The sequence below is a fragment of the Polaromonas aquatica genome, from assembly GCF_042659145.1.
GTDB lineage: Bacteria > Pseudomonadota > Gammaproteobacteria > Burkholderiales > Burkholderiaceae_C > Polaromonas > Polaromonas aquatica.
The window spans coordinates 14,476-37,672 of sequence record NZ_JBHSRS010000015.1; the positions used below are offsets into that span (position 1 = coordinate 14,476).

Annotated in this window: 27 protein-coding genes; 18 read left to right on the forward strand and 9 right to left on the reverse strand. The window is 61.7% G+C overall.

Translation table 11 applies throughout. The features are described from left to right. Nucleotides 1-73: 73 nt before the first annotated feature. Both ACFQND_RS06405 and ACFQND_RS06410 read left to right on the forward strand, forming a co-directional pair. Nucleotides 74-949: a DMT family transporter gene (locus ACFQND_RS06405; RefSeq protein WP_371438653.1), complete on the forward strand. Its 876-nt coding sequence runs from the start codon at nt 74-76 to the stop codon at nt 947-949. Beyond that, nucleotides 946-2,082 carry an enoyl-CoA hydratase/isomerase family protein gene (locus ACFQND_RS06410; protein WP_371438654.1) on the forward strand — a complete coding sequence of 379 codons (1,137 nt, stop codon included), beginning with the start codon at nt 946-948 and terminating at the stop codon, nt 2,080-2,082. Before ACFQND_RS06405 ends, ACFQND_RS06410 begins: the two co-directional genes overlap by 4 nt. A 96-nt stretch (nt 2,083-2,178) precedes the next feature. On the opposite strand, the gene ACFQND_RS06415 is transcribed toward ACFQND_RS06410, so the two are convergent. The 4 genes from ACFQND_RS06415 to smpB form a co-directional block, all read right to left on the reverse strand. After that, nucleotides 2,179-3,012: an anti-sigma factor family protein gene (locus ACFQND_RS06415; protein ID WP_371438655.1), complete on the reverse strand. Its 834-nt coding sequence runs from the start codon at nt 3,010-3,012 to the stop codon at nt 2,179-2,181. A gap of 14 nt (nt 3,013-3,026) precedes the next feature. After that, a complete protein-coding gene (locus ACFQND_RS06420; RefSeq protein WP_371438656.1) occupies nt 3,027-3,569 on the reverse strand; it encodes an RNA polymerase sigma factor in 543 nt (180 codons plus the stop codon). A 58-nt stretch (nt 3,570-3,627) separates the two neighbouring features. Then, nucleotides 3,628-4,002, reverse strand: coding sequence for a COG4315 family predicted lipoprotein (locus tag ACFQND_RS06425; protein WP_371438657.1), 375 nt, complete (start codon nt 4,000-4,002; stop codon nt 3,628-3,630). A gap of 113 nt (nt 4,003-4,115) precedes the next feature. Next, nucleotides 4,116-4,661 (reverse strand): SsrA-binding protein SmpB, encoded by a 546-nt coding sequence (gene smpB / locus ACFQND_RS06430; protein ID WP_371438658.1) that lies wholly within the window; start codon nt 4,659-4,661, stop codon nt 4,116-4,118. A 55-nt stretch (nt 4,662-4,716) separates the two neighbouring features. Here smpB and ACFQND_RS06435 point away from each other — a divergent pair, with 55 nt between their 5' ends. Together ACFQND_RS06435 and ACFQND_RS06440 are read left to right on the forward strand one after the other, a co-directional pair. Further along, nucleotides 4,717-5,163: a type II toxin-antitoxin system RatA family toxin gene (locus ACFQND_RS06435; protein WP_371438659.1), complete on the forward strand. Its 447-nt coding sequence runs from the start codon at nt 4,717-4,719 to the stop codon at nt 5,161-5,163. Between the two features lie 15 nt (nt 5,164-5,178). After that, the gene (locus ACFQND_RS06440) at nt 5,179-5,508 is read left to right on the forward strand and encodes an RnfH family protein (RefSeq protein ID WP_371438660.1); all 330 of its coding nucleotides are present in this window, start codon (nt 5,179-5,181) and stop codon (nt 5,506-5,508) included. A gap of 25 nt (nt 5,509-5,533) precedes the next feature. Here ACFQND_RS06440 and ACFQND_RS06445 read toward each other — a convergent pair whose 3' ends face one another. Next, the gene (locus ACFQND_RS06445) at nt 5,534-6,076 is read right to left on the reverse strand and encodes a DUF4124 domain-containing protein (protein WP_371438661.1); all 543 of its coding nucleotides are present in this window, start codon (nt 6,074-6,076) and stop codon (nt 5,534-5,536) included. A 165-nt stretch (nt 6,077-6,241) separates the two neighbouring features. On the opposite strand from ACFQND_RS06445, the gene guaB reads away from it, so the two are divergent. From guaB to ACFQND_RS06475, 6 genes are all read left to right on the forward strand, one after another. Beyond that, entirely contained in the window at nt 6,242-7,711 is a 1,470-nt protein-coding gene (guaB, locus tag ACFQND_RS06450) for an IMP dehydrogenase (protein ID WP_371438662.1), read from the forward strand. Nucleotides 7,712-7,783: 72 nt separating this feature from the next. After that, nucleotides 7,784-9,403: a glutamine-hydrolyzing GMP synthase gene (gene guaA / locus ACFQND_RS06455; protein ID WP_371438663.1), complete on the forward strand. Its 1,620-nt coding sequence runs from the start codon at nt 7,784-7,786 to the stop codon at nt 9,401-9,403. Nucleotides 9,404-9,704: 301 nt separating this feature from the next. Then, nucleotides 9,705-10,961 carry a tyrosine-type recombinase/integrase gene (locus ACFQND_RS06460; protein WP_123787438.1) on the forward strand — a complete coding sequence of 419 codons (1,257 nt, stop codon included), beginning with the start codon at nt 9,705-9,707 and terminating at the stop codon, nt 10,959-10,961. 156 nt (nt 10,962-11,117) lie between these two features. Then, nucleotides 11,118-11,939 carry a type IV toxin-antitoxin system AbiEi family antitoxin domain-containing protein gene (locus ACFQND_RS06465; RefSeq protein WP_123788133.1) on the forward strand — a complete coding sequence of 274 codons (822 nt, stop codon included), beginning with the start codon at nt 11,118-11,120 and terminating at the stop codon, nt 11,937-11,939. Next, nucleotides 11,923-12,870 (forward strand): nucleotidyl transferase AbiEii/AbiGii toxin family protein, encoded by a 948-nt coding sequence (locus tag ACFQND_RS06470; protein WP_123787439.1) that lies wholly within the window; start codon nt 11,923-11,925, stop codon nt 12,868-12,870. The genes ACFQND_RS06465 and ACFQND_RS06470 overlap by 17 nt, the downstream gene beginning before the upstream one ends. Nucleotides 12,871-12,887: 17 nt before the next feature. Continuing rightward, a complete protein-coding gene (locus ACFQND_RS06475; protein WP_123788134.1) occupies nt 12,888-13,130 on the forward strand; it encodes a transcriptional regulator in 243 nt (80 codons plus the stop codon). A 28-nt stretch (nt 13,131-13,158) separates the two neighbouring features. On the opposite strand, the gene ACFQND_RS06480 is transcribed toward ACFQND_RS06475, so the two are convergent. From ACFQND_RS06480 to ACFQND_RS06490, 3 genes are all read right to left on the reverse strand, one after another. Next, nucleotides 13,159-13,524, reverse strand: a complete 366-nt coding sequence (locus ACFQND_RS06480) for a helix-turn-helix transcriptional regulator (RefSeq protein ID WP_252978772.1) — start codon at nt 13,522-13,524, stop codon at nt 13,159-13,161. 113 nt (nt 13,525-13,637) lie between these two features. After that, nucleotides 13,638-14,507 (reverse strand): ImmA/IrrE family metallo-endopeptidase, encoded by an 870-nt coding sequence (locus tag ACFQND_RS06485; RefSeq protein WP_123787441.1) that lies wholly within the window; start codon nt 14,505-14,507, stop codon nt 13,638-13,640. A 2-nt stretch (nt 14,508-14,509) separates the two neighbouring features. Continuing rightward, nucleotides 14,510-14,902 carry a helix-turn-helix domain-containing protein gene (locus ACFQND_RS06490; protein ID WP_123787442.1) on the reverse strand — a complete coding sequence of 131 codons (393 nt, stop codon included), beginning with the start codon at nt 14,900-14,902 and terminating at the stop codon, nt 14,510-14,512. A gap of 275 nt (nt 14,903-15,177) precedes the next feature. Here ACFQND_RS06490 and ACFQND_RS06495 point away from each other — a divergent pair, with 275 nt between their 5' ends. The 7 genes from ACFQND_RS06495 to ACFQND_RS06525 all read left to right on the forward strand — a co-directional run bounded on the left by ACFQND_RS06495 (nt 15,178) and on the right by ACFQND_RS06525 (nt 21,113). Beyond that, nucleotides 15,178-15,402 carry a DUF2188 domain-containing protein gene (locus tag ACFQND_RS06495; protein ID WP_003454802.1) on the forward strand — a complete coding sequence of 75 codons (225 nt, stop codon included), beginning with the start codon at nt 15,178-15,180 and terminating at the stop codon, nt 15,400-15,402. Between the two features lie 4 nt (nt 15,403-15,406). Further along, entirely contained in the window at nt 15,407-16,408 is a 1,002-nt protein-coding gene (locus tag ACFQND_RS06500; RefSeq protein ID WP_343499480.1) for a CBASS cGAMP-activated phospholipase, read from the forward strand. Beyond that, nucleotides 16,402-17,544 carry a CBASS cGAMP synthase gene (locus ACFQND_RS06505; protein ID WP_123787443.1) on the forward strand — a complete coding sequence of 381 codons (1,143 nt, stop codon included), beginning with the start codon at nt 16,402-16,404 and terminating at the stop codon, nt 17,542-17,544. The genes ACFQND_RS06500 and ACFQND_RS06505 overlap by 7 nt, the downstream gene beginning before the upstream one ends. Next, nucleotides 17,541-19,172: a ThiF family adenylyltransferase gene (locus ACFQND_RS06510; protein ID WP_371438664.1), complete on the forward strand. Its 1,632-nt coding sequence runs from the start codon at nt 17,541-17,543 to the stop codon at nt 19,170-19,172. Before ACFQND_RS06505 ends, ACFQND_RS06510 begins: the two co-directional genes overlap by 4 nt. Continuing rightward, on the forward strand, nt 19,160-19,636 hold the full coding sequence (locus ACFQND_RS06515; RefSeq protein WP_123787474.1) for a Mov34/MPN/PAD-1 family protein: 477 nt from the start codon (nt 19,160-19,162) through the stop codon (nt 19,634-19,636). The genes ACFQND_RS06510 and ACFQND_RS06515 overlap by 13 nt, the downstream gene beginning before the upstream one ends. 324 nt (nt 19,637-19,960) lie before the next feature. Continuing rightward, the gene (gene radC / locus ACFQND_RS06520) at nt 19,961-20,497 is read left to right on the forward strand and encodes a RadC family protein (RefSeq protein WP_123787475.1); all 537 of its coding nucleotides are present in this window, start codon (nt 19,961-19,963) and stop codon (nt 20,495-20,497) included. A gap of 268 nt (nt 20,498-20,765) precedes the next feature. Further along, nucleotides 20,766-21,113, forward strand: coding sequence for a DUF2958 domain-containing protein (locus ACFQND_RS06525; RefSeq protein ID WP_123787476.1), 348 nt, complete (start codon nt 20,766-20,768; stop codon nt 21,111-21,113). A 37-nt stretch (nt 21,114-21,150) separates the two neighbouring features. Here ACFQND_RS06525 and ACFQND_RS06530 read toward each other — a convergent pair whose 3' ends face one another. Continuing rightward, nucleotides 21,151-21,945, reverse strand: coding sequence for a DUF6988 family protein (locus tag ACFQND_RS06530; RefSeq protein ID WP_377412672.1), 795 nt, complete (start codon nt 21,943-21,945; stop codon nt 21,151-21,153). 416 nt (nt 21,946-22,361) lie between these two features. On the opposite strand from ACFQND_RS06530, the gene ACFQND_RS06535 reads away from it, so the two are divergent. Next, the gene (locus tag ACFQND_RS06535; RefSeq protein ID WP_123787477.1) at nt 22,362-23,186 is read left to right on the forward strand and encodes a DUF932 domain-containing protein; all 825 of its coding nucleotides are present in this window, start codon (nt 22,362-22,364) and stop codon (nt 23,184-23,186) included. The last annotated feature ends 11 nt before the right edge of the window (nt 23,187-23,197 follow it).

Genomic DNA, 23,197 nt, shown 5'->3' on the forward strand with positions numbered 1-23,197 from the left:
ATAAGGTCATAAGGCCGCTGCGGGGCAGCGGCCTTTTTTCTTGTACTTCGCTGTCCGCAGCACAAGCTGTTTCATGAAACTCACGCATCCCAGGGCTGTGGCCCTCATGGTTCTGGTCACCCTGATGTGGTCCATCGCGGGTGTGGTGACGCGTCAGCTGGAGTCGGCGCGCAGTTTTGAAGTGACCTTCTGGCGCAGTTTTTTCACGGCGGCTTCATTGCTCGTCATCCTGCCGCTGGTACAGGGCCGTGCCGTTTTTTCAAGGATTCGCAACGGCGGCCCGGCACTCTGGTTGTCCGGCGTCTGCTGGAGCGTGATGTTCACGGCCTTTATGGTCGCGCTGACACTAACCACCGTGGCCAATGTGCTGGTGACCATGGCGCTCAGTCCCTTCATCACGGCCTTGCTGGCGCGGGTGTTTACCGCTTACCGCATTCCTGCGCGGACCTGGGTGGCCATCAGCATGGCCGGTGCCGGCATCGCCTGGATGTATGGCGGGCAGGTGGATCTCTCAAGCCACCTGGGCGGCACACTGGTGGCCTTGCTGGTGCCGCTGGCCAGCGCCGTCAACTGGACGGTGGTGCAGCACAGCCGGGCGCATGGCCAGAAGATAGACCTGGTGCCCGCGGTGCTGGTAGGCGCCGTGATTTCTTCGCTGGCGACGCTGCCGCTGTCGCTGCCGTTTTCCGCAACCCCGCACGACATCGGCCTGCTGGGCCTGCTGGGCCTGGTCCAGCTGGCCATTCCCTGCGTGCTGTCGGTCATGTGCGCCGGCGTGCTCAAGGCGCCAGAGGTCGCGCTGCTGGCGCTGCTGGAGGTTATTTTTGGCATCCTGCTCGCCTGGCTGGGTGCAGGGGAGGTGCCGGGTGCGAGTGTGTTGACCGGTGGTGCACTGGTTATCGCCGCACTGGTGATTAACGAATTGATTGGATGGAGACAGAAGTTATGAATGCAGAAACCCTGAAAACGGAAATCAAGAGCGACATCATTGTCGAGCGGCGCGGCAGTGCCGGCCTTATCACCCTGAACCGCCCCAAGGCGCTCAATGCCCTCAGCCTGCAGATGGTGCGCGACCTGACAGCAGCACTAACCGCCTTGCGCGATGACCCGGCGGTGTTGCTGGTGGCGATTCGCGGCACCAACAAGCATGGCCAGCCCGGCACACCCGAGAGCCGTTTCGGCGGGTTTTGTGCGGGCGGCGACATCCGGTTTTTTCACCAGGCCGCGCTGGCTGGCGATTCCGCACTGGAGGATTTTTTCACCGAGGAATACAGCCTCAACCACCTGATCCAGAGCTATCCCAAGCCCTACATCGCCTTTATGGATGGCATTGTCATGGGCGGCGGCATGGGACTGAGCCAGGGCGCAAAAGTCCGTATCGTCACGGAGCACACCAAGATGGCCATGCCCGAAACGAACATCGGCCTGTTCCCCGACGTAGGCGGCGGCTACTTCCTGAGCCGCTGCCCGGGCCACGTTGGCGAGTACCTGGCCTTGACCGGTGAGGTGATAGGCGCCGACGAGGCGATTGGCTTTGGTCTTGCCGACATCAAGCGCGACGCGGCGCAATTGCCCGCGCTCTGGGATGCACTGGGCAGCCGGGTTTTTGTGTCAGGCGCGGAAGCCGATCAGTGGGTTGCTACTGAATTCATAGCTGATCCCGAACGTTCTTCGGGGGCCACGGGCCATATTGATACTTATTTTTCGCTGCAGAGGGTCAAACACATCGTTGACGCGCTGGAAGCCGCGAAGGATGACCCCTGGGCCGGAAAAACCGCCAGCGTCCTGCGCAAACGTTCACCGTTGATGTTGCACGTGGCGCTGGAGCAGGTCCGTCGCGCGCGCAGCATGAGCCTGGCCGATGACCTGCGCATGGAGCGCGACATGGTGCACCAGTGTTTCCACCTCAGGCCGGGTGCCCGGAGCGAAACGGTGGAAGGCATACGTGCGCTGGCCGTTGACAAGGACTACAAACCGCAATGGTTGCCGGCGCGTATTGAAGACGTGAAGCCGGGCATGGCCGATGCGTTTTTTGCCAGTCCCTGGACGGCTGAAACGCATCCGCTGCGCGGGTTGAAGTAAAAAAGCTGGCGCAGCCGCTATCAAATGGATAGCTGGTTGCGCTCGTTCTGCCTTGGCTGGAGGCAGATTTGTTCTTGATTTACGCGTGCGCTTGCGTCAAAGTTGCTGGTAAACGGCTTGCGCGAGTTTCATCAATTCCTCGCGCGAGACGGTCCCGCTGAGCGCATAACCAAAGCCCTGGTCCACCCAGTAAAACGAAGGCACCGGACCGTCGCCGCTGTAGCGGAAGGCAGTTTCCTGTGCGGTCTGGGGTCGGGACGCCGCAGCCTTGGCTGGTGAAGCCGTATCCACGGCGCCAAGGTAAAGCGTCAGTCGAAGGCCGGCTGCGTTCTGGAACATGAACTGCGCACGGGCGCCACCGTCACCGGACAGCAGCCGGCCGCCGACCAGTTCATAACCCTGCGCCGTCAACACAGGCACCTTCAGCGGGCGATCCAGCCGTTTGGACAGCCATTGCACAAGATGCTCTTGTTGCGCCGCCGTCACTTCCACGGGGTGGCGGACTTCAGGTGAAAACACCGCATGCGCCAGCGACGCCTGGTGGACGAAATTCTGCGCCGCGCGCATGGGCGCGGACGCCATTTGCCGGGATGCCTGGTTATCCAGCCGGCCATGCGACAACCAGCCCGCGCCGAATGCCAGCATCACGCCTGCGGCCATGCCGCCCCAGCGCCACCACCGGTCAAGCTGCTGCCGGCCCTGTTGCCCGCGTTGTGCGGCAACCAGCAGGGTTTCCGGAATCGGTTCATCCAATAAAGGGCGATGCAGGGCGCGCAAGGCTTCGCGTTGCGATTGCCAGGCTTCTAACGTTTCCTGAGCAGCCGGGTTGCCGGCCAGCCTGTCCCTTGTTTCGGCTTCTTCGACGGGAGACAAACGGCCATCGACCAGCGCGTTGATCTTGTCCTGCATAGGTTCGTTTTTCCTGTCCATGATGTTCAGTGCCCTTATTTCAGCCGCCTGAGCGGGGCGGGGGACTCGGGGTGAATGGCACGTACTGTGCCGGCAGCAGCAGGTCCCTCCATCAGCTCCCGCAGGCGGGTCCGTGCCCGTGACAGGCGCGACATCACCGTGCCCATGGGGATACCGATGATTTTGGCAACTTCCTCGTAAGACAGGTCTTCCAGGCTGACCAGCAGCAGCACCGCTCGCTGGTCTTCCGGCAGGCGCATCAGGCAGCGCTGCAGGTCCAGCGACTGCGAGGCAGCGCTTTCTGGCGCAACAAGCTCATGTTCAACATCATCCACATTGACCGCGGTGCCCGCAGCTCTCTGCCGGACCGCGCTGCGCACCTGGTTTGCAAAAATATTGTGCATCAGGGTAAAAAGCCAGGTGCGCAGGTCGCTGCCGGCCGTCCACAAGCGCCATTTGGCGCAGGCGCGCTCCAGCGTGTCCTGCACCAGGTCGTCGGCCGTCCAGGCATCGCCGGTGAGCGCACGGGCGTAACGCCGCAGGCTGGGGATGTGTTCGGTCAGCGGAAAATCAGTCATGGCTGGCGGCCAGGGTCGTGGTCGTGTGGCGCATGGCTGGTTTCCGCACCGGGCCCCTTCAGGGCTTGGCGACGTGCCAGATGTTCATGAAGTTGTCACCAGTCTTGTCGCCGGGCTTGCTGTCCTTGGCCCAGTAATACAGCGGCTTGCCTTTCATGGCCCATTGTTTTTTGCCGTCATCACGCGTGATGACCATGTAGTCGCCGGTGGGCTTGTCGGCATCCGTGGCCATCAGCGGCGGCCAGTTGGTCGCGCAAGGGCCATTGCAGACGGATTTGCCGCTGTTGGCGGTGTCGCGGTCGAAAACGTACAAGGTCATGCCGTTGGGGCCGACCAGCGCGCCGTCGGCGACTTTGGCCGGGGTGGCGGCGTTCATGGAGGCGCAGCCGCCCAGCAGGGCCGCGGTGATCAGGGCGATGGACAAGAGTTTCATGAAAGACTCCGGGTGAAGGTTAGGCAGCAAATGTCTGCACCGGAATAAACACCGGCCAGGCCCGGTTTATTCCACCGCCCGCCGAAATCGTTCAAAAAAACCGCTTTGGATGCCTAGCGGCTCCTGGATTTCATGGCGCGTTCAACCTCGCGTTTGCCTTCGCGGTCCTTGATGGTGTCACGTTTGTCGTGTTCGCCCTTGCCCTTGGCCAGGCCGACCTCGCACTTGACCTTGCCGGCTTTCCAGTGAAGGTTCAGCGGCACCAGGGTGAAACCTTTTTGCTCGATCTTGCCGATGAGGCGGCGGATCTCATCCTTGTGCATCAGCAGCTTTTTGGTCCGCACCGAATCCGGCCGCACATGGGTGGAGGCCGTGCCAAGAGGGTTGATCTGGCAGCCAATGATGAAGAGTTCGCCATTGCGGATCACCACATAACCGTCGGTCAACTGCACCTTGCCTTCACGCAAGGATTTGACCTCCCAGCCTTCGAGCACCATGCCGGCCTCAAAACGCTCTTCAATGTGGTAGTTGAACAGCGCCTTTTTATTGTCTGCAATGCGTATGGCTGCCGCTGCGGCCTTGGGCGAAAGCTTTGAATCAGCTTTGCCTGAAGATGCCGCGGCTGGTTTTTTTGAGGAGGATGCTTCTTTGGTGGCCATGACTACAAAATAAGGGCGCCGTCGACTAATACAATTGCGCGCAACTCTCCATTGTATGAAAACTGTCCACAAGTCCGTCCTGATCTGGTACAGCGCTGCCGAAATGTTTTCCCTGGTCACGGATGTTGCCAGCTATCCGCAGTTTCTTCCCTGGTGCGATGAAGCTGTTGTGATAGAGGAAAACGCCCACGGCATGACCGCCAGGATCGGGCTCGGGATGGCGGGCCTCAAACAAAGCTTCACCACCCGCAATACGCATGTCAAAGACCGCAAGGTCTCCCTGAAACTGGTGGACGGACCTTTTTCTCAACTGGACGGGCAATGGGATTTCACGCCGGTCGGCAAAGGCTCCGAGCGGGCCTGCAAGATCGAGTTCAGCCTGCGTTATGACTTTGACAACGCAGCGTTGGCTGCCATGGTGGGTCCGGTGTTTGACAAGATCGCGGGCAGCCTGGTGGATGCTTTTGTCAAAAGGGCCGGCCAGGTCTACGGCGAGATTTAGGCCTGCGCATTCAGCATGAAGGTATTGCTCTTCTACTCACCCGCACCCCGGCAGGTGCGTGAATGGTTGCTTGATCTTCCCAGTGGCTGCACCGTCGCGCAAGCCCTGGCGCAAAGCCCGGTCTTCGGGGAGTTCCCGGACCTGCAGTCCCGGACGCTGACGCTTGGGGTTTGGGGTAAGCGCACGGGCCAGAACCATATCCTGCGTGAAAATGATCGCCTGGAGATCTATCGCGGGCTAAGGGTGGATCCCAAAATTGCCCGCAGGGAACGCTTCAGCCGCCAGGGCGCCAAAAGGGCAGGGCTTTTTTCTGCGACAAGGGCAGGGGGCAAGGCGGGTTATTGAAGCGAACGGCTGGAGTAGCCGGAGCTTACTTGCAGCTGGCGTCGATGACGTCCTGTGCACGCTTTGTTTCGGCGGCGCGCCGGTCATCGTCAAAAACCTCACGTTCACCCTTGGCGTTGACTGACGCCATCCGCACGCCGGACTGGAGTGTGGCCAGGCTGGTTTTGGCCCGTTCGCAATTGTCAGCCCTGGTTTTTGCAAGCTTTTCTTCTTCAGCCTTTTTCTTGGCCGCTTCATCGGCTTCAGCTTTTTTCTTCTTTGCTTCCAGGTCGGCGTCCTTGCCCGAGAGTTTCGGCGCGCTTGCCTTTGCAAGAGGTGCTGATGCCGTATCGGCTGGTTTTGCGGCCGGGCCTCCTGCTTCAGCGGTCACTTGAGGAGGCGCCGGCCTGGCGCTTCCGGCCGGCCGCTTCAGGATGTCCTTTTCCTGGACTTCGGCCGGGGGGGAGCGGTCGCTGAAAACCTTTCGGCCGTCTTTGTCAAGCCATTGCCACTGGGCCAATGCCGTGAGCGAAAAAGACGCGCCGGCAAGGGCCAAAACCAGGGTTTTTGAAACAGATTTGAAGTCCATCCGCCGAGTGTATAGCGGTGCAGCGCAAATTTACAAAGGACGTTTTGTCACAGGCAATACTTGCCGGATTCAGTTTGTAACCTTTTGTCGCTTGATCCCCAAATTTTGGGTGTCCGGGTTACTACCCAGCGGCGCGGGTACAATCGTGTTTTTGGAGCCATCCCTATGCGCCTACTCGGCAAAGCGCTCACCTTCGACGACGTATTGTTGGTGCCAGCGTTCTCCCAGGTCCTGCCAAAGGACACCTCGCTTTCCACCCAGTTTTCCCGCAATATCCGCCTGAATCTGCCGCTTGTGTCGGCAGCAATGGATACGGTCACCGAAGCCCGGCTGGCCATCGCCATTGCACAGGAAGGCGGCATTGGCATCGTGCATAAAAACCTGACGCCGCAGGAGCAGGCTGCGCATGTGGCCAAGGTCAAGCGCTACGAGTCCGGCGTGGTGCGTGATCCCGTGGTGATCACGCCCGAGCACACCGTCCTGCAGGTCCTGGAGCTCTCCGAGCAGCTCGGCATCTCCGGCTTCCCGGTATGCGACGGCGGCAAGGTTGTAGGCATCGTCACCAGCCGTGACCTGCGCTTTGAAACCCGCTACGACGTCAAGGCGCACCAGATCATGACGCCGCGCGACAAGCTGATCACGGTCAGGGAAGGCACGTCCGCAGCCGAAGCCAAGGCCCTGCTCAACAAGCACAAGCTGGAGCGTGTGCTGGTGGTCAATGAGGCCTTTGAACTCAAGGGTCTGATCACCGTCAAGGACATCACCAAGCAAACCAATTTCCCCAATGCTGCCCGCGACACTTCAGGTCGCTTGCGTGTGGGTGCAGCGGTTGGCGTGGGCGCCGGGACCGAGGAACGCGTAGAGGCCCTAGTCAAAGCGGGTGTCGATGCCATCGTGGTTGATACGGCCCACGGCCACAGCCAGGGCGTGATTGAGCGCGTACGCTGGGTCAAGAAGAACTACCCGCAAATTGATGTGATCGGCGGCAACATCGCAACCGGTGCAGCAGCGCTGGCGCTGGTTGAAGCTGGCGCAGACGGCGTCAAGGTCGGCATCGGCCCGGGCAGCATTTGCACTACCCGCATCGTGGCAGGCGTTGGCGTGCCGCAGATCATGGCGATCGACAGCGTTGCCACCGCATTGCGTGGCACCGGTGTTCCCCTGATTGGCGACGGCGGTATCCGTTACAGCGGCGACATCGCCAAGGCGATTGCCGCGGGCGCCAATACCGTGATGATGGGCGGCATGTTTGCCGGAACCGAAGAAGCGCCAGGCGAAGTCATCCTGTACCAGGGCCGCAGCTACAAGAGTTACCGCGGCATGGGCAGCATAGGCGCCATGCAGCAGGGCAGTGCGGACCGCTACTTCCAGGAATCCAGCACCGGCAACCCGAATGCCGACAAGCTGGTGCCTGAAGGCATTGAGGGACGGGTGCCTTACAAGGGCTCCATGGTGGCCATCGTGTTCCAGATGGCGGGCGGTTTGCGTGCCAGCATGGGTTACTGCGGTTGCGCCACCATCGAAGACATGCGCGACAAGGCAGAGTTTGTCGAGATCACCGCTGCCGGCATACGCGAAAGCCATGTCCACGACGTACAGATCACCAAAGAAGCCCCCAATTACAGGGCTGATTGAACCTTGAACCGGCCCACAGGCGTCTGATAAACCAGACGCCTTTTTCTTTTTTGCCCTGAAGACTAGCCCCTCATGCAACACCAGAAAATCCTCATCCTCGATTTCGGCTCCCAGGTCACCCAGCTGATTGCCCGCCGCGTGCGCGACGCCCACGTGTTTTGCGAAGTCCATCCCTGCGATGTGACGGACGACTGGGTCCGCGAATATGCCAAGGACGGCACGCTCAAGGGCGTGATCCTCTCGGGCAGCCATGCCAGTGTCACAGAAGACAGCACCGACCGGGCGCCGCAAGCCGTGTTCGAGCTGGGCCTGCCGGTGCTCGGTATTTGTTATGGCATGCAAACCATGGCACAGCAGCTTGGCGGCAAGGTTGAAACCGGCCACAAGCGCGAATTCGGCTCGGCCGACGTGCGCGCCCGCGGCCACACGGCGCTGCTCAAGGACATCGCCGACTACACCACGCCCGAAGGCCAGGGCATGCTCGATGTCTGGATGAGTCACGGCGACAAGGTCACCGAAATGCCGCCCGGCTTCAAGCTCATGGCGTCGACCGACTCCTGCCCTATCGCCGGCATGGCTGATGAAGACCGCAAGTTTTATGCAGTGCAGTTCCATCCAGAAGTCACGCACACCAAACAGGGCAATGCCATCCTCAAACGTTTTGTGCTGGACATCTGCGGCACACGCCAGGACTGGGTCATGGGCGACTACATCAGCGAGGCGGTGGAAAAAATCCGCGCCCAGGTTGGTGATGAAGAAGTCATCCTGGGCCTGTCGGGCGGGGTTGATTCATCGGTTGCTGCGGCTCTGATTCACCGCGCCATCGGCGACCAGCTCACCTGCGTGTTTGTCGACCACGGCCTGCTCAGGCTGAACGAGGGCGACATGGTGATGGACATGTTTGTCGGCAAGCTGCACGCCAAGGTCATACGTGTTGATGCCAGCGACCAGTTTCTTGGACACCTCGCCGGTGTCAGTGAGCCGGAAGCCAAACGCAAAATCATTGGCCGCGAGTTTGTCGAAGTCTTCAAGGCCGAGGCAGCGCGCCTTAAAGCTGGCGACGGCGGCCATAAAGGCGCCAAATGGCTGGCCCAGGGCACGATTTACCCCGACGTGATCGAGTCCGGCGGCGCCAAAAGCAAAAAAGCCGTCACCATCAAGAGCCACCACAACGTCGGCGGCCTGCCGGAACAGCTGGGCCTGAAACTGCTGGAGCCGCTGCGTGAGCTGTTCAAGGACGAAGTCCGCGAATTGGGCGTGGCGCTGGGCCTGCCGCACGACATGGTCTATCGCCACCCCTTCCCCGGCCCAGGCCTTGGCGTGCGGATTCTTGGCGAAGTCAAAAAGGAATACGCCGACCTGCTGCGCCGTGCCGATGCGATCTTTATCGAGGAACTGCGCAACTTCAAGGACGCCGAGACCGGCAAGACCTGGTACGACCTGACCAGCCAGGCCTTCACGGTGTTTTTGCCAGTGAAAAGTGTGGGCGTGATGGGTGATGGCCGCACTTACGACTATGTGGTGGCCCTTCGCGCAGTGCAAACCAGCGACTTCATGACGGCTGACTGGGCTGAGCTGCCTTACGCGCTGCTCAAAAAGGTGTCGGGCCGCATTATCAATGAAGTGCGCGGTATCAACCGCGTGACCTACGACGTCAGCAGCAAGCCGCCAGCCACTATTGAGTGGGAGTGAAATCGAGTCCTTCGGGGACTATCGCCAGTTATCGAAAAACTGCCGTAACGTGTTGATTTAAAAGAAAATACGTCACGACAGCTATCGGTGGCTATCGCCGGCCAGCAAAACGGGTTGACGGTAGAGTTGACGGTAAGAACCGAAGGTCTGATTAAGACCCTCCCGTTTACTATTGAGACCAAACCGGTCTTTGACGGTAAAACGCTCCCCTGGAAAGCTTGTTTCATGCGGCTTTCCGGGCATCGACGGGTCTCCTGACCCCTGACGGTAAAAGCCGTCACGAAACAGGAGGAAAACCTCGATGCTTACCGACACAGCACTGCGCAACCTGAAGCCTAAGTCATTGACTTATAAGGTTTCTGACCGGGATGGGATGTACGTGACGGTATCGCCTGCCGGTACCGTCACCTTCCGCTACGATTACCGTCTCAACGGGCGCCGTGAGACCCTGACCATCGGCCGCTATGGCTCTGGCGGCATCTCGCTGGCTCTGGCCCGCGAAAAGCTGCTCGACGCCAAGAAGGCCGTCGCTGCGGGCCGCTCCCCGGCATTGGAGAAGCAGCGCGAGAAGCGCCGGCTGACCGCAGCCAAGAACTTCGGCGATGTAGCGCTCAAGTGGCTGGCGGACGCCAAGATGGCCGACAGCACGCGCGCGATGCGCAAGCATGTCGTGGACCGCGACATCCTGCCGGTGTTCAGGAGCCGGCTGCTCAACGAAATCACGGCCGATGACCTGCGGGCCTTGTGCAACAAGGTGAAGGCGCGCGGCGCTCCTGCCACTGCGGTGCATGTCCGCGACATCGTGAAGCAGGTCTATGCGTTTGCCATCCTGCACGGGGAGAGAGTGGACAACCCGGCCAACGACGTGGCGGCCGCCTCGATCGCCACATTCGTGCCGAAGGACCGCGCGCTGTCGCCGGTCGAGATCCGGCTGGCGTTCCACCAGTTGGAGTCCATTGCGACATACCCGACGATCCGCCTGGCGCTGCGGATGGTCCTGCTGACCCTGGTGCGCAAGAGCGAGTTGATCGAGGCCACCTGGAGCGAGATCGACTTCGAGAACGCGACCTGGACGATCCCGAAGCAGCGCATGAAGGGGCGCAACCCTCACGTGGTCTATCTGTCTCGGCAGGCGCTGGACATCCTCGTGGCGTTGCACACCTGCGCGGCGGGCTCGAAGTTCGTGCTGCCCTCGCGCTATGAACCAACCCGTTGCATGTCGCATGCAACCTTGAACCGCGTGACCCAGCTCATCGCGTCGCGGGCCCAGGCCGCAGGCCTGCCGCTGGAGCCTTTCACGGTGCATGACCTTCGCCGCACGGGCTCGACGCTGCTCAACGAAGTGGGCTTCAACGGCGACTGGATCGAGAAGTGCTTGGCACACGAGGAAGGGCGCTCCTCGCGCTCAATCTACAACAAGGCCGAGTACGCTGAGCAGCGGCGGCACATGCTGCAGGAGTGGGCGGACATGGTCGATGCCTGGATCGATGGGCGCACCCATGTGCCGAAGCTGCTGCCGGAGAACACATCGGTCCCGGTTCTCAGCGCAGCTTTGTGAAGGGAGGGCCGCATGATGACCCTATCGAGACTCTCTCTCGGCGACGAGTGCAAGGTTTGCTGGCATGGCGAAAAGATCACTCTGAGTGATCCTTTGTGGCCCTTATCAAACTGGCCTATCTTGGCGAAGGTTTATAAATCTGTTATTTTGAGCACTATGGATGCTCAAAATTCAGGAAAACTGAACCGTTTGCTGGCCGAGCTGGGGGATACCCGCCTGGTGTCCAGCCGCTGGCTCCGGGCGCACGGCTACTCCAATAGCCTTGTGGCGCGCTATGTGGGCAGCGGCTGGCTGGTGTCGCCGGCGCGTGGTGTCTACATGCGCAGAGGCGGGCGGCTGCAATGGGATGGTGTGGTCCGCAGCCTGCAGGTCGGCGAGGGCATGCCGCTGCACCTCGGGGGACGCTTCGCGCTCGGCCTGCAGGGCCACGAGCACTACCTGCGCCTGGGCGATGCCGGGACGATCACGCTGTATGGGCCGCAGCAACTGCCGGGCTGGGTGGGCAAGCTTTCACTGGAGCAACGCTTCGAGTACCAGGGCAAGGGTCCGCTCGATCTCCCGGCCGTGCCTGTCACTGCGGAAGTCTCCGAGAAGGCGTTGTCGGAAGCGGGCCTAGCTTGGCATTCAGCAGCACCTGGGACCGATGCGCTGGTCTGCTCGACGCCCGAGCGGGCCATGCTGGAACTGTGCGACAGCGTGTCGGATGCGGCAGGGGTCTACGAGGCCGATGCGCTGATGCAGGCCATGACCACGCTGCGGCCGCAGCGGGTCGGCCTGCTGTTGCGCCACTGTCGCAGCATCAAGGCGAAGCGGCTGTTCCTGGCCCTGGCCGAGCGCCATCGGCATGCATGGCTGTCGCACGTGCCCCTGGAGGGCGTTGATCTCGGCCGTGGCAAACGCGCGCTGGTGCCCGGCGGGCGCCTGCATCCGACCTACCAGATCACTTTGCCGGGGGACCTCGATGAGCACCTGGCTTGACCATTGGGACCAGCGCTACACGGACCGCGTGCGGCTGCTGGTCGAGATCCTGCCGGTGTTGGCTTCGGAGCCGGGCTTTGCGCTCAAGGGCGGCACGGCCATCAACCTGTTCGAGCACGATCTGCCGCGCCTGTCGGTAGACATCGATCTGGCCTGGTTGCCGGTACACGGCTATGCCGAAGATGCGAAGCTGATTGCTGACGCGTTGGGGCGACTGGCCAATACGCTGCGCGCCCGGCCTCTGCAATTACAGGTCCACGCCTCGGCGGGCGAGGGTGGGGTGGTCACCCGGCTGGTGGCCAGTCGCGGCCGTGCGCGCGTGCAGATAGAGACGACGCCGGTCATGCGCGGCGCGGTGCATCCGGTGCGAACCATGGTCGTGCGGCCACGGGTGGAAGAGGCCTTCGGCTTTGCCGAGGTGCAGGTGCTGGCGTTCGCTGATCTCTATGCCGGCAAGCTGGCGGCGGCGCTGTCGCGCCAGCATCCGCGCGATCTTTTCGACGTGGGCCTGCTGCTGCAAGATGAACGAGCGGACGAAGTGCTCTGGCGCACCTTCCTTGTTTACCTGACGTGCAGCCCCAAGCCAGCCTGGGAGATGCTGTCGCCGCGCGTGCCGGGGGATTTCGAGGCCACCTTCGAGGCCCACTTCAAGGGGATGACATCCGAGCCTATCAGCGTGGCTGCCTTGCTGGAAAACCGCGAGCGCCTGTTGGCGCGCGTAGCGCATTGGCTGGATGGTCCGTCGCGCGCCCTTCTGCAATCCGTCGAGGATGAGAAGCCGGATTTCAGTTTGATCGGATTGGCCGATGCGGTCGGCCTGCCGGGTGTGCGGCGCAAGCTGCACAACCTTGCGCAGCGCACGGCCGCCAAGCGTGCAGCAGATCGCCAGCAGCTTGACGAAACGCTCGCGCGGATCGCAGGAGCTAGATGACGAAGGAGGTTGACGCGATGGTTCACGATTTCATACTGGTCTATGCGCTGGACTCGGGCGTGGGGTCGCAGGAGGATGTTCTTCGCGAGTTGGCGGATAGCGATTGCGCCGATGCCACGGTGGGCTGGGGACGGCCGGGTCATGTCGGCCTGGCTTTCAGCAGGGAAGCGAGCGACCGCGATGCTGCAGTCACGCTTGCAACGCTGCAAATGGCACAGGCGCTGCCGGGGGCGGTACTGGTCCGGGTTGATGCCGCGTAGCCGCTGCAGGCATTTGATGGTGACTTCATCATCGAACAGGGCGGTGCCGGCGCAGCCTCACGTCCGGTCCGCTGGGCGAGTTAGTCTTCCCTGATCGAGAGGCTTGCTTGCGGTCTTCGATCCAGGCTTCGACTTCTTCCAGGTCCCAGACGACGCAACGGGAGGTGAGGTGGAAGCGACGGGGAAATTCGCCGCGCTGTTCCATTTCGTAGATCGTCGTCTCGGCGAGGGGGACGATTTGGTGCAGTTCGGGACGTCGGATGGTGCGACGAAAGGGGAGAGGGCTGCGCTGCGGAAACTGGGGTAGGGCCTCGTAAGCTTCGGTGCCTGGCAAGGGAAGCGACTGGTGGGCGTGGGTGCCGGTCGCATGAGATGCTTGTCGTAGCTTTTCCACCTCGAACTCCAAGAACTTGCTGTATGGAGATATGGTGAAGTTCAGTACCCATCGGAACAACTTGCTGTGGAGTGGAAGAGCAAGTTACGTACGGACAAACAACTATCCGCTTCTCAGCGGCGTCTACTTCGCCCTGGCCACGGTAGCTGCCCCGTGAGCTCCGCCAAGCCGCCATCGTCTTCGACGCGCGCACCGAAGCGGTTCACTTCGACATCTGGCAAGTCCTCGCTGTCGAACCACAGCAGCGACGTCGTGGTATCAGTGCGGGCGTAGTGTTTGGAAATCTCCCAGAGGTCAAGGCCCTTTTCCCAGTTGTCGAACCAGATGTCTTGTGCAACCTCATCCGTGTCGGCGGCACTGCTGCCTGAAGAACGGAGGCGGTGAGCCACGGAGCCGACGGGAATGGCGGATCTGGGAGATATCCAAGCCCCAGCCTGTCGCAAGCTGGTGGAGCGTGCCGCGTAGCGTACTGCGCCGCGCTCCATGGTGACGAAGGCGCAAGGGATGTCGCTGAGGGAGGCGAATCGCGACGCTGCGGCGGGAAATGATGTGCTGAACAATGCCGCCATGCGCTGGATCAGCTCCAGCGAAGGTTCTTCCTTGGGCGCAAGCGACAGCCATTGCTGATATGGCATCAGCAATTCAGCGGCGAAGGTGTCGCAGGCGATTTCGTTCGGATGCCGCTTTGCATAGGACCAGGACGGCACCTCCTCATGGCTCGATTCCAGCGCAAGGACGATATGCGCAATTTCGTGGCAGATGGTGAAGCGCTGGCGTTCTTCCGTCTCCAGCGAGTTCACCGTAATGACGTGCTTGCCATTCGGCTTGGTGATCGTGTAGCCGGACTCACCCTCACCAAGCTCCTCCTTCTTGACCTTGGCGTTGGCCTCGACGACATAGGGCGTCAGATCTTGCCGGATGTCGGACGCATCGACCTTCGCAACAAAGGCGCGCGCTTTCTGTCTGACATCCGCCTCATCCATGTTCAATCGTCCTCGTCCTCGTCCTCGAATGCCCTCTGTATCCGGGCAATCAGCGTCGCGGGATCGGGCCTCGTATTCCCACGATGCCTCACCCCCGCTGCAGCCGAAAAGATATCGATGCTGATGGACGGATCGTTCAGCACGAACTCGACAAGGCGGGGATCGGCTTCAGCATGGTCAACCAGCCACATCACCAGCGCAGCATCTCTTTCACCTGGTTTGAGAACCTTCAGCAGCTTCTCGACCAAGTCCGCTGACGGGTTCGTCTTCTCGCCGGACTCCAGGCGGTGGACATAGGCATGGTCCACCGATGACAGTTGACCGATTTCGCGCAATGAGAGGGTTCTGCGCTCGCGTAGCGTCTTGAGGGCGACGCCCAGGCCTGTTTGTGACATCCGTTCCGTTCCTTGTGGCTGCGGCGGACACCGGTGTGTTTCCGGTCCGAAGCAGTTGCGTTCCGCGGCACCAAGCCCACCCTTTGCAGCTTGGCACCAAGTCTGATACATTGTTGTCCAGCCAGACAACAGAAGTAAGTTCTACGACTGCAGAGAGTTGATTTGGCTTGACTCGCCCGTTGTCTGCAAGAGCAACGATTTTGCTTCAACCGGTGGTCATTGGCAACCCGGCCGGCTGGCTGGGGTCTCGATGGTTCAACTTAAGGAAATTCGCCATGACAGGCAAAAATCAGCACGTAGTTCCTCACCAGGACGGTTGGGCCGTCAAGGGTGCCGGCAATCAGCGGGCAACCTCCGTGCACGACACGCAGCAACAGGCCATTGACGCGGCACGGGACATCGCACGCAACCAGCAGTCCGAACTGGTCATCCACCGCCCCGACGGCCGCATCCGCGACAAGGACAGCCACGGCAACGACTCTTTCCCGCCGAAAGGCTGATGCCATGACGGGCGTGCCCACCTACCATGTGCTCGCCCTGTCTGGGGGCGGCTATCGCGGCCTGTACACCGCGACGGTTCTTGCCGAGCTTGAAGCCGTGCTGGGCCGCCCAATCGCTTCGCACTTCGACCTGATCTGCGGCACCTCTGCAGGCGGGATGCTGGCCTTGGGGCTGGCCGCAGAAATCCCTGCCATTGAACTCAAAGCCTTGTTCGAAGGACAGGGTTCCCGCATCTTTGGTTGCCGAAGTCTCGCTCGGCGCCTTCTGGGCTTCTGGTTGACCGCCAAGCACGACTCCGCAGGGTTGCGGGGCGTGCTGACCGAGCGCTTTCAAGACGCCACGATCGGCAACTTGAAGCACCGCGTTCTCGTGCCAGCCGTCAACTACTCGACAGGGCGTGGCCAGTTCTTCAAAACGCCTCACCATCCCTCATTTGAGATGGACCACCGCATGAGGATCGTGGATGTGGCGTTGGCGACCGCCGCTGCGCCTGTGTACTTTCCGCTGGCGCGTAACGACCGCGGCGTCTTTGCGGATGGAGGTCTGGTCGGCAACGCGCCCGGACTGTTCGGGCTGCATGAGGTCAATACGTTCCTCGCGCCGAAACAGAATGCCCTGGTTAGGGTGCTGTCCATCGGCACGATGACGATCGGTGCAACGGTCCGCGGTGGCGCCAGCCTCGACCGCGGATTCGGTAAGTGGCGCGGGGGGCTCTTCGACCTGGTGATCTCCGCCCAGGAGTCGTCGGTGGACTACATGCTACGACAGTCCTTGGGCAGCAACTACTTCCAGATCGACGACAAGGCCACGCCCGATCAAAGCAAGGACGTAAAGGCGCTGGACCGGGTTTCCTTCGGTGCCACGAATACGCTGAAGGATCGCGGCAATCATGCAGCGCAGCGCGCGCTTGGCGACCCTCTTTTCCAACCGTTTCGAGCGCATCAGGCCGGCGCACCCACCTTCTATCACGGCCCTAACAAGAATGTGCCGGAGGCCGCATGCTGAATCTGAGCCCGCTTTTCTTTACCACCGTCGATGACGAATCCTGCATGCATGACGAGTTGGATCTGTCGCCCGCGCAACGAGCGGGGATCGCCAGCGCCCGAAATGATGTCAGGAACTGCCTCCGCACCGGAATTCCGCGCGTGCTGCGCGAACGTGGGTACACGGAAGACGTGCCGCAGCCGCGTTTCTTCACGCAAGGATCGTGGGCGTACAAGACTTTGAATGGTCCGGCACAGCGGCCCCAGCAGGCGGATGTCGATGATGGTTGTTATCTGCCGTTGAGTTTCGTCTCCCAGACGAAGCGTCCCAGCAGGGCAACAACGGTGTTCTTTGCCGCTGCAGAAGAAGCATTGAAGCCGCTGGTCGAGGAAAAGCGCTGGAAGCTCGTCACCGACAAGCCGACCTGCATCCGAATTGTCATTGCAGCGTATGCCCACATCGACATTCCGCTGTACGCCATTCCCGACGAAGAATTCGTCACGCTCGCGAAAGCCTCGATGGAGCGATACGGCTACGACTCGCTGACGGAGGCAGTGAATATGGCAGAGCGGGATGCCTGGACGGCATTGCCCGCTGACAAAGTTTTGCTGGCGCATCGGGAATGCAACTGGATGTCTTCGGATCCCAGGCCTGTGAAGGAATGGTTTCTGGGCGAGGTGGAAGCCAAGGGCGAACAGTTCCGCCGCGCGATTCGCTACTTGAAGGCGTTCCGCGATTGGCGATGGCCCAGCGGCGGGCCGGCTTCGATTCTGCTGATGGCCGCTGCGGCTCCGCTCTTCGAGAAACGGGATCGGCGTGACGACCTAGCCCTGCTGGATGTCGTCGCAGCATTGCCGGGCAGGCTGCGCGCGGGGGTGAACAACCCCGTGGAAGAGTCGGAGTCACTTACCTCACGCCTTGGCAAAGAGGGCGTCGAAGAGGCTGCGAAGGCGTTCGAAGCATTTGAAAAGGTGCTGCGCGGTGCCACCGACGCCGGCAGCCCTTCACAGGCCTGCATCTGGATGCAAGGCGAGTTCGGTCCACGTTTTCCGAACGAGCCCGACCGGGTCAAAGTGGTATCCGTTGCCGCGACCATCGCCGCAGCGCCGGCCACGGCTGGTCCGAGTGAACTGGTCGGGCGAACGAAAGCCGGATGAGCAGCGTTGCCGCAATCGCTGACGTGATCGAAGCCTTTGAGCGGCAAGGCTTCAAGTTCGTCGGCAAGACGGAAGACGGCTGGTTCAAGCTGCGGGGGCCGTTGATCCCTTGCGGCGCGGTCGACGGCATTCCATGTGAGGTTCAGCTCGACCCTGCCTTCTTCGACCTGCCTCGCATTCGGTTGCTTGAAATTCCGCCTGAACTGCCCAAGGCGGTTCCCCATCTTGGTGCGGATGGCAGCCTTTGCTATTTGGCCAAGGGGACCGTGGTATTGGACATCTACGATCCAGTCGGGCAGTCCTTGGCATGTCTGCAACGCGCGGCCGCCGTGCTGGGGCGAATATTGAAAGGCGAGATGATCGAAGACCTCGCCGAAGAATTCTTTGCCTACTGGAGCGGCTGGCTTTGCTTCGTGGACATGCAAGGCGAAGATCTGGGCCGGCAGAACTGTATCGTTGCGCAAGCCCATGGCAATCCGCTCTGGTTCATCACCGACAACGAAGAACGAACAACCAAAAAGCTGCATTCGCTCGGCTACCAGGTCACCGATAGAACGGTGCTGACCTACCGAGTCAAGACCACCGCTCAGCCCCGGCCGCTGACCAGCCACTGGCCTCCTGAAACCGTGGGGGACGTGTTGACTTGGCAAAGCACCCTGGACCCTCGGTGTCGGCGCAAGATTCACGAACGAATCAAGGAGGGGCAAAGCAAGAGGGCCAATGGTGTCCTCATCGTCATCGAGTCGCCATTGATGACGTATGGTTTTGTTGTGCTCTTTGACCACCAACCGTTGACGCACAAAGCCAAGCTCGCTGATCGCAGAGATTCAACCTTTGGACTGAAGGTTATGCCCGTCTCTGTGATCCGGATCGATGACCGGTATCTGGCCCAGCGCAACATTCCCAATTTGAGAACGCTGGCGGGGAAACGAATCGCAGTTGTGGGGTGCGGCACGATCGGCGGATACCTCTCGGACATGCTGGTCAAGGCCGGGGCGGGCACATGCGGCGGAAAACTCACGCTGGTGGATTTCGACGCACTCCTTCCACAGAACATCGGGCGGCATCGCCTCGGATTTCCGGACCTGCTGTCGAACAAGGCCGAGGCCATGGCGCGGGAACTCAAGCGCTTGTCGCCAGGCGCCGAGGTTCACGCGCTTCCTGTAGATGTCAGACAGGCTCAATTGGGAAAGCTTGACCTGCTCATCGATGCCACCGGCGAAGAATCCCTCGGGCACTGGCTGTGCGGCCGCTATCGGGCGCCCACCCCCATGCTTTCTGTCTGGATCGAAGGGCCTGGAACAGCTGTGCGGGCGCTCCTGAGAACGACCGCGTTGGGTGCGTGCTACCGGTGCTTATGGCACAGCCACAGAAGAAGCGAACTTCGCTCGACCGTTGATGCTCTACCGAACATCTTGGCAGGCCATGGGTGCGAGGGCTTGTATGTGCCATTTCCGGCTTCGGTGTCGGTGCAGGCTGCCAGCCTGGGCGCTGATATGGCCCTTGATTGGATCAACGGCGTCCACTCTCCTGCGTTGCGAACCCGGCTGATCGATCAGACCCATCAGTTGGCCACGTCCGACTGCGATCCTCAGCGAGATCGGGATTGCCCTCTATGCAACTCCTAGGTTCCTGGGCAACTGGCGACAAAGGCACGTTGCTGCATTTTTCGGCAGCTACGCTGCAGACATTCAATCAGCATATTCAGGGCACTGATGCCGACTGCGAAGCCGGTGGGCTTTTGCTTGGCTCCGTGCATGGAGGCCACTTGCTCATTGAGCAAGCGACGGTTCCCACGGCCTGGGACAAGCGGTTTCGCTACCTGTTCGAGCGGATGCCGTTTGGACACGAAGCCATCGCCTTGTCTCGATGGACGGCGAGTCAAGGGACAATCCGCTATTTGGGTGAATGGCATACCCACCCTGAAGATCATCCTCATCCTTCTGGTCTCGACAGATCAGAGTGGAACCGACTGTCAGCGCAGCGTCGAGACAAGCGGCCCATGCTTGCTGTCATCGTTGGGCGACAGTCCCTGTATGTCGAACTGGTGCCAAGTACGGGACGCGGTTCAGTGCTGATCCCTGTGGAATAACTGGTAATCGATATTCGGTCGTTCCGGCGTACCGCAGCCGGGTTCGGGGGCTGCGCCCCGGGTTTCCTGCCGCATCCCGGCCATCCGGCTTTGATCCCTGACGTCTGCGCGGCGTTGCCGCTGCGCGCTTCGCTTGCCAGTGCAATGCTGGCGGGGTGTGGGCTGGCTTGCTGTTCCCTTCATCCTTGCACACCGTTCTCGCGGTCAAGGTCTGCGCGCACTCGTGCGCTTGCGGCCTGACGGCCGTCGTTGAACCTGTGACAGCTGCGCTGCGGCGTGCCGGTTCCGGTCTTGGGCAATCCCGCCCGATCACTGGAGTTCGCCATGTCGCACGATCTGTTCTCGTCCCTCGATTCCTTCGCAGCCGTTTCTTCTGCTGCTGGTTCACTGCTCTTTCGCGATGTCGCGGGTGAGTACCGCTCGGCCGAGCCAGCCGAAGTGCTGCAGGCGGCGCTGCGGGTGTTGGCAGGCCAGTTGCGCGGTACCGAGATGCTGTCGTCACCGCAGGTGGTGCGCGACTTCCTGCGTATCAAGCTGGGCACGCTGGAGCACGAGGTGTTCGCGGTGATCCATCTGGATGTCCAACACCGGGTCATTGAGTACGTCGAGATGTTCCGGGGTACGGTGAACCAGACGTCGGTGTACCCGCGCGAGATCGTCAAGGAAGCCCTGGCGCGCAATTCGGCGGCGCTGATTCTGGTGCACAACCATCCGTCGGGTGTGGCCGAGCCGTCGCGGGCGGACGAGGCTCTGACGCAGACGCTCAAGAGCGCGCTGTCGCTGGTGGACGTGCGGGTCATCGATCACCTGATCGTGGCTGGGCCGACGATCCTGTCCTTTGCCGAGCGCGGGCTGATCTGAGCCCGCGCAACCGGGAGCCGCATGGGCTCCCGGATTTTCCTGTGCCGTGGACAGCGTGCCATGGCATGGCACGAGACCGTTGCAAGACGGAGGGTGAGGCTGGCTTGCTGTTGCACCCAGCGTGCCACGTCATTCTCGCCGTCAAGGTCGGCGCGCATCGGCGATGCGCTGGCGGCCTGGGCGGCCGTCTTCGAACCTTGACCGCTGCGCTGCGCCGTGACCCGGAGGCTGCGGGCAATCCCGCCCGGCATTTCTTCTGGAGTTCACCATGAACGCACTCATCACCGACGCGCAGCGCGTGCTGCTTCTGGCCAATGGCCGCGAATCGCTACAGGACACCGACTTCGATCCGGCACCCGTGGTCAAACTGTTCACGGCCGATGCGGGCGCGACCTGGCTGCTGACCGAGATCGACCCCGACGACCATGACCATGCCTTCGGTCTTTGCGACCTGGGCCTGGGTGCCCCGGAGCTGGGCTGGGTCAGTCTGCAGGAACTGGCAACCGTGCGGGGACGGCTGGGCTTGCCGGTCGAGCGTGATCTGCACTTTCGCGCCGAGAAGCGCTTGAGCGCCTACGCACGTGATGCGCGGCTGGCCGGGCGGGTCGTCGTCTGACCCGCCATCAGGGCGTCCGTCATCGACGCCCTGATCCTCAGGGCTTGAGCAGATCCGGCAGGCAGTCGGCGAACGCCGGCTGGACCTTGCTCATCGGCTTGGTGATGGCTTCATCGCCGGTGAGGATGGCCATCGTCATGGCGGTCATGGTGCTCAGCCCGTTCGAGTTGCGCAGCACCTGCAGGGCCAGATGCACGGGGAAGCCATCGGCATTGCGCCGCAGGGGATGAATGCCGCCGTGAACGAACGAGTTCATGGCATTCCAGGAGATGTCCTTGAAATGGACCAGCATCTGGTGGGCTGCTGCCGGCGCATTCTGTCCGACGCGCTTGCCGATCTGATCGATCATGTCCTTTGCGCTGGGTAGATTCTTGGCGGCCTGTTCGGCCTCCAGCGTGAGCGGGGCCGACAGCTTCTCGATCGCTGTCTCGGGGGCCGCATAGATGAGCCACATGGCGCGGGTCAGCGCTTCGAACTGCAACCGCATCAGACTGACGGCCGATGTAGGCATGCCCAGCGCCATCAAGGCATGCAAGGCTGTGGCGTGTTCCATGGCGACCAGGCACATGCCCAGAGCTGCTTCGCCGCGTGGAGAGCCGTCGAATTCGGCTTCGTCCAGCAGTTCGTTGAATCGTTCGTGCAAGGCCTCCGAGCGCTGGAGCATGTGTTCCAGGGGATCGTCGGAATCGGTGTGTTCTGTCTCGGGCATGGCGTCATCGTAAAGGCCACTTTGCGTTCGGGCGTCCCCGGCCACCAGGGAGATGGCCGGTCGCGCTGTCGTGCGCGTTGCGCATCGAGCCGCCTGCGGTGTCTCGCCCCTTCGGGCTTCCATCGTTCCCTCGCTCCGCTCGGCTGACGCCTCCGGCCCAGCTTCCAGCTTCGGGCCTGCGCGCTTCGCTTGCCGTGCGGTCAGCGCAAGGGGAGGGCCGTTGCCATGTCCAGCCGTCTTCCCTGACTCCATCACCTTGTCCGCGACTGTAGCCGCGCCCCTGTGCCGTCAAGGCGCGCAGGGCCGTGTCCTCGGCTGCGCCTGCGGGCCGCACCAACCCCGCGCTTGCCTCCTTGACGGCACCCGTTCGCGCGCTCCTGACCGTCGCGGGCGATGAACTCAGGAAAGACGGTGGCAACAGGGCCAGCCGGGTTCCTCGTGCCGACCGCACCGAACAGCCGGAAGGCTGGGCTTCCGAATCTAGGAATCCGGTGTGCGGTGTGAACAGCAAACCCTTTTTCTTTGTAAGGAGAAATGCCATGCAACTCGCATCCCGCTTCGCTTCCCGTTCTCCGGTGCTGCGTTCGGAACGTCCCTTGTCCGATGACCAAATCCGGGCCGTGGCCCCGTCCATCTTCGCGGAGGCACCGCACGAAAGCCGCTCCGAGCGGTACAGCTACATCCCCACCGCGACCGTGCTGCAAGAACTGCGCGGGGAAGGCTTCGAGCCTTTCATGGTGACGCAGACCCGCGTGCGCCACGACGACCGCCGCGACTACACCAAGCACATGATCCGGCTGCGCCACGCCAGCCAGGTCAACGGCCGCGAGGCCAACGAAATCATCCTGCTGAATTCCCATGACGGCACCAGCAGCTATCAGATGCTGGCCGGGATGTTCCGCTTCGTTTGCAGCAATGGCCTTGTCTGCGGCGACACCGTGGCCGACGTGCGCGTGCCGCACAAGGGCGACGTGGCCGGACAGGTGATCGAAGGCGCATACGAAGTCCTGCACGGCTTCGACCGGGCGCAGGAATCACGCGATGCCATGCGCGCCATCACGCTCGACAGCGGGGAATCGGAAGTGTTCGCCCGCGCTGCGCTGGCGTTGAAGTACGACGAGGACAAGCCGGCGCCCATCACGGAATCGCAAATCCTGATGCCGCGCCGCCACGACGACGACCGCCGCGACCTGTGGAGCGTGTTCAACCGCACGCAGGAGAACTTAACCAAAGGCGGCCTGTCCGCCCGCTCCGCGAATGGCCGCCGCCAGACCACGCGGCCCGTGCAGGGCATCGACCAAAGCGTGCGCCTGAATCGCGCCCTGTGGCTGCTGGCCGATGGCCTGCGCCAGTTGAAAGCCTGAATCCCGACGCG